Annotated in this window: 7 protein-coding genes; 1 reads left to right on the top strand and 6 read right to left on the bottom strand. The window is 51.0% G+C overall.

Features of this window, described 5'->3' with window-relative positions:
• Window positions 1–913 precede the first annotated feature (913 nt).
• The 6 genes from NFR57_RS07200 to NFR57_RS07175 form a co-directional block, all read right to left on the bottom strand.
• Window positions 914–3,751, bottom strand: coding sequence for an alpha-amylase family glycosyl hydrolase (locus tag NFR57_RS07200; protein WP_251183167.1), 2,838 nt, complete (start codon window positions 3,749–3,751; stop codon window positions 914–916).
• Window positions 3,752–3,786: 35 nt separating this feature from the next.
• A complete protein-coding gene (locus tag NFR57_RS07195; RefSeq protein ID WP_251183166.1) occupies window positions 3,787–5,568 on the bottom strand; it encodes a hypothetical protein in 1,782 nt (593 codons plus the stop codon).
• Between the two features lie 205 nt (window positions 5,569–5,773).
• Window positions 5,774–6,667, bottom strand: coding sequence for a sensor histidine kinase (locus tag NFR57_RS07190; protein WP_338022275.1), 894 nt, complete (start codon window positions 6,665–6,667; stop codon window positions 5,774–5,776).
• Between the two features lie 14 nt (window positions 6,668–6,681).
• Window positions 6,682–7,473, bottom strand: coding sequence for an ABC transporter permease subunit (locus NFR57_RS07185; RefSeq protein ID WP_251183165.1), 792 nt, complete (start codon window positions 7,471–7,473; stop codon window positions 6,682–6,684).
• Window positions 7,466–8,380 (bottom strand): ATP-binding cassette domain-containing protein, encoded by a 915-nt coding sequence (locus tag NFR57_RS07180; RefSeq protein WP_251183164.1) that lies wholly within the window; start codon window positions 8,378–8,380, stop codon window positions 7,466–7,468. Before NFR57_RS07180 ends, NFR57_RS07185 begins: the two co-directional genes overlap by 8 nt.
• A gap of 81 nt (window positions 8,381–8,461) precedes the next feature.
• Complete coding sequence (locus NFR57_RS07175; protein ID WP_251183163.1) at window positions 8,462–9,136, bottom strand: response regulator transcription factor; 675 nt, start codon at window positions 9,134–9,136, stop codon at window positions 8,462–8,464.
• A 245-nt stretch (window positions 9,137–9,381) separates the two neighbouring features.
• On the opposite strand from NFR57_RS07175, the gene NFR57_RS07170 reads away from it, so the two are divergent.
• A complete protein-coding gene (locus NFR57_RS07170) occupies window positions 9,382–11,061 on the top strand; it encodes a hypothetical protein (protein WP_251183162.1) in 1,680 nt (559 codons plus the stop codon).
• Window positions 11,062–11,579: the final 518 nt, after the last annotated feature.

Raw genomic sequence — 11,579 nt, 5'->3', positions numbered from 1 at the left:
CCGAAATTAACGACACCCTCCGATGTGACCACTTTCTCCCGAAACATTATCGTTAATAACTGCATTATAGACCACATTAACGTTAATGTCAATACTTTTTTAAAAAATTTATTAGATAAAATTCGATTATTTTTGTGCAAAACACATAAAAACGGCGCGCCGCGAAGGGAATTTTCCTTAAATGTCACAAATTTCAAAAAACGTGTAATCCCGTAAAGGAATGTGCTTGCCGAATATGTGTTGTGTGGATAGCTTTACTACCCTGCGGCGGTTCGCCTGGATCCCTCGGCGTTGCTCGGGATGATGGGGGTGTAAGCATTTCTTTCCTATATATATCTAATCAAGTTTTGCGCAGAGCAAAACTTCCTCAACTCTTATCTTTTATCTTTTATTTATTATCTTATCCCCCTCCCATCATTTCGACCGAAGCGAGCGTCAGCGAGCGGAGCGGAGAAATCAAGGCGTTAGCCGCACCAAGCACAGCTTGGATTTCTGTCGTGTGTGGACTTTGTCCGTTTATTGTGTTTGCTCCCGAATAATTGCGTTACGTTAATGTGACAAGCGTAACGGCTTATCCACTCTGCGGCGGTTCGCCTGGATTCCTCGACAAGCTCGGAATGATGGGGGTGTTTGTAATGCCGCTTCACTCTGCGGCGGTTCGCCGCTCAATCGGCAAGCTCGGAATGATGGGGGTGTTTGTAATGCCGCTTCACTCTGCGGCGGTTCGCCTGGATTCCTCGACAAGCTCGGAATGATGGGTGGTATAAGCATTTTTTTTCTATATATATCTAATCAAGTTTTGCGCAGAGCAAAACTTCTTCAACTATTATCTTTTATCTTTACAAAAAAATCAAGGCTTGAAATAATCGCAAGCCTTGATTTTTTTCATTATTAAATTTTAATTTGTTACTTACTACACATTGAGTCTGTCGTTGCCGATTTTAACGTAACCCGACAGCGTGGACGGGTCGAGGTCGAGCGTGAGCGTCGCGCCGTTTTTGGTGCGGGTAAACACGAACCGTCCCGTTTGATAATCGGTTGTGTCGAAACTGCCGCTACTGAACGACGGCGTAATCGACTTTTCGTAAGAGAACAGTTGCGGTGCGTACTGTTTACGTAAAGCTATAAGGCTTTTATAGTAAGCGTAAAGTTCCGCGAACTCGCTCTGCCGCGACCATGTTATTCTATTGAGTTTGGACGGGGAGTTGTACGAGTTTTCGTTACCGTACTTGGTTCTGCCCATTTCCTCGCCCGCGAGCATGAAACTTATACCCGTACTCATCATGTACGCCGACGCGACCAGCTTGCAACGCTTAACGTCGTTGGTTTCGGCATGGTCGTAATACAGCGCGGGCTGATTGCCGTGCTTTGCGCCGCGGATATGATCCCACAGCGTATAGTTGTCGTGCGCCGCCGCATACGCGACGTTGCGCGAGCCCGTGCCCGTGTACAAGCCTTCCGCATACCCGCCTATGCCGCCTTCGAGCATGCGCCGCACGCGTTTGAGGTCGCCGGGCGCGCCGTTTACCCAACCGCTTGTCGGGGCGCGATCGCGACACTCGCCGCGCAAGCCGTCGCGTCCGCTGCCGTTGAACACCGCAATGCGCGGGTCGAGCTGATTGAGCGCGTTCTCGTCACCGTTACTCGCCGAGGAGAACAGCAGTTTTACCATAATGTTATCGGCGTTTTGCGTATACTTGCCCGTGCCCGCTATCGCTTCGGCGGTCGATTCGATACGCAATTTGTACGAATCGGCTACATAAGTGCCGTCCGCCGACCACGGCTCGCCGTAAATAAGCAGTTTTCTGCCGTTGCCGTTGTCGAGTTTGTCGAGTTCGGCGCGCACGGCGTTGAGCGTGACTTTGTCATGTATGCCCATAAGGTCGAAACGGAACCCGTCTATGTGGTACTCGTTCGCCCAGTACAGTATGGATTCGATTATATATTTGCGCACCATGCTCCGTTCGGACGCGGTCGCATTGCCGCAACCCGAATCGTTGGTAAACTGACCGCGCGACTCGGTGCGGTGGTAATAGAACGGCACGGTGTCGTGCAACGCCTGCCCGCCCGTCGAGTACGTGTGGTTATAAACGACGTCCATGACGACGCCGATACCCGCGTTGTGCAACGCCATAACCATTTGTTTAAACTCGTTTATTCGCACTGCGCCGTTGGCGGGGTCGGTCGAGAACGAACCCTCGGGGATATTGTAGTTTTGCGGGTCGTAACCCCAGTTAAAGTTGTCTTTTGTGTTGTCGGCTTTGTTTAATTCCGTTTCGTCCACGGTCGCAAAGTCGTAAACGGGATTGAGATGCACATATGTAATTCCCAAATCCTTTAAGTAGCTTATGCCCGTTTTAAGGTTGGTCCCGGGCACGGTCGTGTTCTGCTCGGTGAACGCGAGGTATTTGCCCTTGTATTTCATACCCGAATCGGACGACGACGAGAAATCGCCGACCGACGCTTCCCATACGATAGGCACGTCCGCCGCGGCGGGATTTTTCGCGTACAGGTGCTTGTCGTTCGCCCAGCCCGCAGGGTTCGTTCCGTCGAGGTTGACCACCATGCCGCGCAAGCCGTTTGCGCCGCACGCCTTGGCATACGGGTCGATCGTTTCTGTTTCCGCGCCGTAATTGCTCACGACATAAGTATAATATTTGCCGTCGAGATTGCCGTCAACGGTAAGCTCCCAAACGCCGCTCCATGCGCCGCCGCTCTGCACGCGTTTTTTAAGCGCGAGTACGGAATACGCGTCGCCGTTCTGTCCGTCGTTGTAAAGTTTAAGCCCGACCGAGGTCGCAATGGGCGCCCACACCCTGAACGTCGTGGAAGTAGACGTGTACAGCGCGCCGTATTCGAGGTTTTGCGCGTCCGCCGTTTCGTACTTTTTGATAAACTCCGCGCTGTCGAGCAACGCGATATTCAAAATGGGCAGTTCGGTCTTTACGCCGTCCACCGTCAGTTTTAATACGTAATTGGCGGTAAAATCGAAGTTCCCGCTGTTGAGCGCGTTAAATTCGGCATAGCTCGCGCATTTTTCCTCGCCGCGCTGTTCGGCTACCGCCGTGCCCAGCTCGGTATTGCCTTTATACACTGATACTTGCGTTCCAACCAAAGGTATCGCCGACTCGAATTCTATTCGCGTCGATGACGCTGTGAGTTTCGTAAACCGCACGCCTATTACTCTGTTCAAAGCGTTTTTCGCCTCCTCTATATCGGTATAAACCGTCGAATCCCTGCGGATATAGTAAACATGCGCCTCGTTTCCGCCGAATAACGATTTCAGATTGACAGTAACGTCGCCTGTTTCCTTTTGGTACCGCGTCCAAAACTCGCCTTGCGTAGCGCCCGTAGCTCCGCAAATGAGCATGCCCAGTTCCGCAGACCCATCGTTGAGCGCAATGCGTTGCGCTTCCGTGACGTTGACGGTCATTGTCCGCGCGACATTGGTTTCCGGTTTGTTGTTGTACGTGTACGTCTTTTTAAACTGCTCGCCCGCCGCCGCAGTCTCGGATATTTTGTATTCCGCGCCGTCCAAGCTCGGCATCCATATCCAACCCGCGACATTGTAATGCTGTTCGGGATCGTAAATATGAATAGTTATTTTCGCGGTTCCCGCCGCATCCGCAGGTCGAACGCGCATACACACGGCGGTAACTACCGCCGTAAGCAGTGCGACCAAAATCGCCGCAATCAACGCGAAATATACTCGCGCGCGCATTTTAGGTTTTATATGTTCTACTCTCATCATTTTCCCCTATACATATGTTCGGACGATGTCCGCGTTTAGCCGCGCTTACCAACGAGCTTGCCGCGCCCGTCCGCGCCGCCCGTTTCGACCGTGACGGCAACGCCGCCCACCGTGAACGTGCCGAGCTTGCCCGTGCCCTTGGTCGTCGTGCCCGCGCAGTACGCGGTAACTCCGCCGTATTCCGACCCGCTCGCCGCCATGCCCGTGATAACGACCGAAGTATAGCTGTTGTTGCGCACAATCCCGCCCTCGCGGTTTATGGACACAACGCCCGCCGCCGAACGGATATTTCCGCCCGTGCCGCGCAGAGTAAGACTGCCTACCGTGTTATCCTCGACCGTGCCGCCGTTGAGGTTTTCGAGCACCACGCCCGCCATTTCGTACCCCGCAACGCCGAGCGCCGACGTTCCCGCCTGCGCGAACGTGCCCGATACCGAACAACCGCTGACCGTGCCGTAGTTATGCGCGACAATGCCGCACACCTCGCCGCCCATTGCGGTATACTGCGCGCCGACGACCGTAACGCCCGACACCGTGCCGTAATTCATGTACGCGACGGTCGCAATCGACGCGTTGAGCGGGTGTTCGTCGTCCTGAACGCGGTTGTAAATTTCCGCGCCGTCAAAAGTGATGTTCGTAACGACGGCGCCGCGCTCTAAAAACTCGAACAACGCCCAGAACCCGCCGTCGTAATTGACTCGGATATTGGACAGCTTTTTGCCGTTTCCGTCGAGCGTGCCGTTGAACGGTTTGCGCAACGTGTAAATATTGGAATCGCTTTCAAGCGCGTCAACGGCGTTGTAGTCCATATCGTTCTCTATGCGATAACACCGCCGCACGCCGTTTGTTTCGCTCCGCCGCAGTTCGTAATAATCTATAGCGCGCAGGTCGAACGGCGTTTTAATCAAGTACGGGTCTTGCGCCGTGCCGCCGCCCGATAAGTACCCGATCGAAGTCGGCGCGATTTCCGCGCTGCCCATAAGCGCATCGTCGTTCATTACGGGATAAACGCCGTAAACGAGGTTCTTGCGCGACATGTCGAAATACGTATCCTCGACGGTGGTAACATTAAAATCCAAATCGACCACGCGGTATGCAACCGCGCCGCCTATCGCGCCCCATTTAAGCGTTTCGTCGGCGATTTCGTACTCGCTCACGGGCAATACCGTAAGTCGCTTTTTAGCCGCGCTGTACATAAACGACGTGGGCGCGCTGTCGCGCTCGCCCGATCCCGCAACCGCGACAATGTCTATTCGACTGTCAACGGTGAGGTTTTTTGTGTCGTACTTGTTGGTGTGATAATAATAATCCGACGCGTCGGACACGAATTCATTGTTAATTTTAAGTATAAAGGTGGAAACTCCGCTGTCGGCTTTCCATTCAATCACGCCGTTGTTAAATGCAATAATTTCGGGGCTGCGCAACTGTTTGACCTCCATAACATATTTTATCGACGTCGGTAAGGAATCGATATATCCCTCGGCTCGCGCCGCGACCGTAATCGTTATTTCCCCGTCGTCGGGCAAGACGAATTCCGTACATTTCGACAGATTTACCGTCATCTGCGCGGTGACGGCAGTGCCGCCGCAACAGATGACGACGTATTCCGTCGCGCCGCTCACGGCGTTCCAGCTTGCTATAACTCCGTCCGACGTGCCGATCGCTTTCAACGCCGTTACGGACGGCAAACGGTCGTGCTCGGGCGGATCGCCCGTCGCAAAGCGGCGAGGCTCTTTTGCGCAAGCCGACAACCCGACCGAAGCGAGGCACAGCATAACGATTGCAACGATTATACCGATCTTACTGCGTTTCATCATTTCCCCTATCTTATCGTTTCCCGCAAACGCGGTAATAATATTGTAACACACCCGCGGGTGCGTGTCAATAGATTTAAGCCAATTGCAAACGGGCGCGAAAAAGCGCAACGCTAACCCGTATAACTAATACGCGTCGTCGATTTTCAATCGCGGCGATAAAACTCGCAAATGACGGTAAAAGCGGTTTTTATGGAAACCGACTTATTTAAATTGCCAACGGCAGACAAATACAAGTTATCAATTTGCCTGCCGCATATTTAGCATATATTGTACCTCCGACTTGTTCCACCAATATCTTTACAATCGACAAGCCGAGTCCCGTTGATTTTTTTGCGTTTTCGACTGTATAAAAACGGTCAAACAACATACTTACTTCTACTGTCGATAACTCGGACGCCATATTTGACATAGTGATTTCGCCTTTGTCGTTTAATTCGACGCAAAAGTCCCCGTTACTGTATTTTATTGCGTTTTCTATGAGATTGGAAAATATACGGTTGAGCGCAACTCGGTTCATATTGCAATATACCGTAATTTCGGGTAAATGAATTTCGGGTATGATTTTTGCTTGCCGAAATGCGTTATAGTGGTATGCGATACATTCTTCCAAAACGGAATTTACCGAGAGCCGTTCTTTGGGCGAGTCATAATCGGGCGAAGTAATCACGGAATAGCGGAATAAATCTTCCGCGAGCTGTTTTAGCGTTTCCGTGCGGTTTTTTATAATGCCTATATAGCGTTCCGCATCTTGACTTTTTTGTTCCTTTTCGAGTAATTCCAAATAACCGGATATAGCCGTAAGCGGCGTGCGGAGATCGTGAGAAATGTTTGCAACGGCGCTTTTCAGTTCCAAATCGCCTTGTTCGTATTTTAGACGCTGTTTTCGCAAAACCTTTAACTGCTCATTTATATCCGCCGCCAAACGACAAACCGTTTTGTCTTTACCGTCAACTGTAATCAAAGTGTTTGTGTCGGCTTTCAGTTTTTCGTTAAATTCGCGGTCGATACCTGCGATATCTTTTTTAATCAGAAATATCTTGACAATAAGATATACCGCCAAAAGCAACAATATCGAACAAATAACCGAAAGCCAAACCACAATTTTTCACCTTTTCATTTTATATCTTTTTTGTAAAATACGACCACACCTGCGGCTGTACACACAGCGCAAACGCCCATGGAGTACAGCGACAAAGCCCACAAAGGACTCGATACGCCCGTTAAAAATTGCATCGCTTGTCCGCTTGGCAATAAATCGCAAAGCGTCTGCAATATCGTTCTTGCAATGCCGCTTACATAGTTGGGATTGCGCACGTATTCCGATCCGTCGCCCGTACCGTGCGCCGTATAAAATTCGGGAGCCATCAACTTTGCGCACAACCATGAAGCCGCAATCAGCAGTAAAAACGCAAGCACGAGATTTACTACCGTTGCGCCCGCTTTATTGGAATAAATCATACTCACCATAGTGAACAACGAGCAAAACGCGAAAAGCGTTAAAACCCCGACAGCGACAATTTTAACGGCTTCGACCGTAGGTAATGCAACTGCCGGAAAGCCCAAAATCATTATTGGCAACATATACGCCGCCGACAGTACCAATCCGCTTGCCGCTGCCGTAATCGAATTCGCAAAATAAATCTGCCGCCTGTCGTGTCCTACGACGAGCTTATTGCGTATCGTGCCGTCGCCGTACTCCGTGCCGAAAAAGATGCTTATAAAGACCGCCGCGGCGATTTCGACGGGTATAACGAACATACATATCGCATTGTCGATTTGCGAATCGTTATTTACAATGGCATTGACGATCATAAACAAAGATACAAGCGACATAACGCCGCATAAAGCCCAAAACAGTTTATTCTTTTTTACACGCATGAAATTCGCAATCAAAAGTCTATTCATTGCTTCTCCCTCCCAAAAGGTTGATATAAAAAGCCTCTAAACTTTCGCTATGTTCGCACATTCTTTTTACGTCGCAATGCTCGTCGTGCAATTTGAGCGTTAACTCGGTTACGCCTATTTCACCGAATATTTCCGCTTCGGTATCGGATTTTACCGAATATTCGATATTCAGTCCATCGAGAACGCGACTCAATATTTTAGCGTCGCTAACGGTTATTTCGATGCGTTTACGACAAGCGTTATCGAGCTGTACGGCGCTCATTTCTTTTACGATTTTGCCTTTGTCGATAAAGCCGAAATGCGTTGCTATTTTCGACAACTCGCCCAATATGTGACTGGATACGAGGACGGTAATACCGCGCTCGCGATTCAGTTTCAAAATCAGTTCTCTTATGTCGATAATACCTTGCGGATCGAGTCCGTTGATGGGCTCGTCTAAAACGAGAAAATCGGGGTTGCCCGTAAGAGCGACGGCAATGCCGAGCCGCTGACGCATACCGAGCGAGAAGTTTTTTGCTTTCTTTTTACCCGTATTTTCCAAACCTACGAGTTGCAATATTTCTGCGATTCCGTCAAACGACGGCATCCCTAAAATACGGCATTGTTCTTTCAGGTTTTCTTCCGCGGTCATATTGAGATAGATCGACGGGGTTTCCACGACCGCGCCCATTCTGCGCCGCGCCTTGAAAATTTCTTTGTTCTCATGCCCGATACCGTAAATATTCACTTCCCCGTCCGTCGGTCGTTGCAATCCGCAAACAAGACGAATAAGCGTCGTTTTGCCCGCGCCGTTTTTGCCTACAAAACCGTAAATACTTCCCTTGGGGACGCGCATAGTAAGTCCGTTCAGAGCATGGTAGTTGCCGTAATATTTTTTTACGGCGTTTGTTTGTAAAACATATTCCATAAAAATGCCTCCTATGTTTAAGAGTCTACCAAACAACGGTTTTGATAACGGTAAAGATAGCAGTAAAGAATCGGTAAAGATTTAATCGGCTTTGAGTTTGAATCCGATCCCCCATACGGAATCGATGTAGTCTTTATCGGTAATCGACTTTAACTTTTTGCGCAAATTGGCAATGTGAATTTTAAGCGAATTATCCGTGCAATCGGGCGTATCTTCGCAAATACCGTCCATAAGTTCGGATTTTGTTACAACTTGCGCGCTTCTTTGCATAAGTATTTTCAATATTGCGTATTCCGTTCTCGTTAAATGCACTTCTCGGTTATTTACCGTAACTCGGCGCGCTGTCGTATCGAGAACTATATCGTCGTATTCGACAGTAGGAGCTATCGTGCGTTCGGACTTTTTATCCCGAAGTTGTACGGTTATCCGCGCAAGCAATTCTTTTGTATCGAACGGTTTTGTTATATAGTCTGCCGCGCCGCCGAGCAATAAATTTACTTTGTCGTTTACATCGATTTTCGCACTTACTACGATAACGGGAATATCTTTGATTTTTTCCAGAACTTTTTCTCCGCTCAACCCCGGCAACATTAAGTCGAGAAGAACGAGATCGGGTTTATTCACCGAAAGCAACAATGCCGCTTCCGTACCGGAATACGCACGTGAAACCGAATACCCTTCTTTTGTAAGGATTTCTTCCAACATATCGCCGATGTAAACATCGTCGTCTACAATAAAAATTTTTTTCAAAGTCATCTTTTACCTTCTTGGTAGTCGTTCTATTTGCAATTTAAAATAATAGCACAAATTCATTCTTTTTTCAAGGAATACGGCGATGTAATTAAAGATTGACCGACTTAAAAATCGAGATCTTTTTGGAGCCTTCCGCGAAGTCGCGTTTGCGCTCCGCGCGAAAATCAAAACATTCTTAAAAGTATTGACAAAACCCGCCGAATATTGTATTATATAATGTATTAAAATAATAAAACGCGGGAATCAGTATGGCAAACTTAAAAGACAATAATTCCGACCTCGGCAATCAGACGATAGAGGGTACAAGTCCGCCCGACGCGCTCGACGCGATTATTGTTATGCCGAATAACGACAGCCAACCCGTTCCCGACGCCGAACCCGTTATAGTCGCCGCCGCGCCGTCCGCCGCAGAACTCGACGCACAGCTCGACGCGCTTATTAACGGCGATAACTCCGCGCAACCCGCGACGCCCGATCCCGCGCCCGACCTCGACGCGCAACTCGAAGCGCTTATGGCGGAACCCGTCATCGTCGCAGAGCCCGTCGTTGCCGCTACCCACGCAACCGACGAAGTCAACCTCGACGCTATGCTCGACGACCTGTTAAAATCAGATAACGACGCCAAGCCCGACGGCTTGTCCGACGGCGAAATAACCGACCTCGAAAACCAAATGAACGCCATGCTCGCGGACGACGCACAGCCCCAAGCCGTGCCCGACGCGGACGCGCTCGATAAACAGCTCGACGATATTCTTAACGCCGCGCCCGTCGCGCCCGAAGCTCCCGCAGACGTTCCGCCCGTTGTTGTAGTCATGCCGACGGACGTTCCGCCCGTCGTTGCCGAAACGCCCGCACAGCAAGCTGATCAACCCGTTACGCCCCCGCCCGTCGAAGCGACCGCGCCCAATGCGGTGACAGACGAGGCGCGCGCAATGATGGAACAGGCGCAACGCATTATGGAGCAAGCTCAAGCAGCACAAATGCAGGCGGCGGCGCAAATGCAAGCCGCGCAGATACAAGCGCAGGTCACGCAAGCGGCGCAAGCCGTGCAAATGCAGTCCGCACCCGATCGCACAGCTTCGCGCGAACGGGACGACGCGGAGGCGCAAGCCGCGCGCGAAATGATGCGGCAGGCGCAGGCAATGTTGCAACAGGCGCAGGAGGCGCAATTACAAGCGCAACGCGCGGCGCAAGAGGCGCAACTCCAAGCCCAAAAAGCCGCGGCGGAAGCGCAAATGCAAGCGCAAGCGGTCAATGCGGCGCGCGCAATGAACGCCGCGCCCGCGCCGACTTCCGACCCGTATGCCGTCAAGGAAGTCGATAGGCTTAAATCCGAGCTCGACGGCATGCGCGAGCTTGTGAACAAACTGACCGTATCGCTCGCGCAAAATCCCAACGGCGCGGCGCAACAAAACGTTCAAGCCCCGCCGCCGCACGGGTACGGCTACAACCCCGACCAAGACCAATACCGCAAACTGGAAACCGAGCTCGACCGCATGCGGCGCGAAATTTTGGAAAAAGATTTGCGCGACCGCGAAAAAGAACTCGATCGCCGCCAGAAAGAAGCGGAAAACAACGTTAAAGATATTCGTCCCGAAATGGTGCAAATGTCCGAATCGCGCGACATTGCGCCCGTCGCAGGACAAGGCGCGGCGTTCGGCGGCGAGTTTATCCCGCTCGCCAACGGCGTGTTCTATTCCATTAAAGACAAACAAGTATACGTCATGACCCCCGCGAGCAATGCCGCCGCCGCGTCGCCCACTATCGAACCCAAACGCCCGACGGTCAAAAAGCGCGCCGTCGCCGCGCCCGCTCGCCCCGCGGCAAAACGCCGACCGTCGGCGCACGCACGGCGCAGACCGATCGGGTCGCCTATGCACCACCACCGCCCGCCGAGCGGCAGAGGCGGCAGACCCACGCATAGATAATAATAAAAATGAAAAAGTGTAAAATGACGGAAGGCTTGCGATTATCGCAAGCCTTTTATTTTAGTTGTTTGTGCGGCTTACGCCTTGATTTCTCCACTACGCGCGTGACCGCGCTTCGGTCGAAATGATGGGTGAGAAAATGCGTGCACGCCTCGGCTTGCTTTGTCGAAATGATGGGGGAAAACGGCACATGCGCCATGGTATAATATATAGGAAAGAAATGCTTATACCCCCATCATTCCGAGCCTGTCGAGGAATCCAGGCGAACCGCCGCAAAGGTGTCAAGTCATAACGCTTATCACATTAACGTAACGCATTTATTCGGGTGTAAACACAATAAACGGTCAAAGTCCACACACGACAGAAATCCAAGCTGTGCTTGGTGCGGCTATCGCCTTGATTTCTCCGCTACGCGCGTGACCGCGCTTCGGTCGAAATGATGGGGAAAACGGCACATGCGCCATGGTATAATATATAGGAAAGAAATGCTTATACCCCCATCATTCCGAGCCTGTCGA

This window comes from Anaerocaecibacter muris (genome assembly GCF_943192945.1).
Taxonomy (GTDB): Bacteria; Bacillota; Clostridia; order Christensenellales; family Pumilibacteraceae; genus Anaerocaecibacter; species Anaerocaecibacter muris.
Note: the sequence above shows the minus strand (reverse complement) of the source record. Positions and strands in the feature narration are given on the sequence as shown.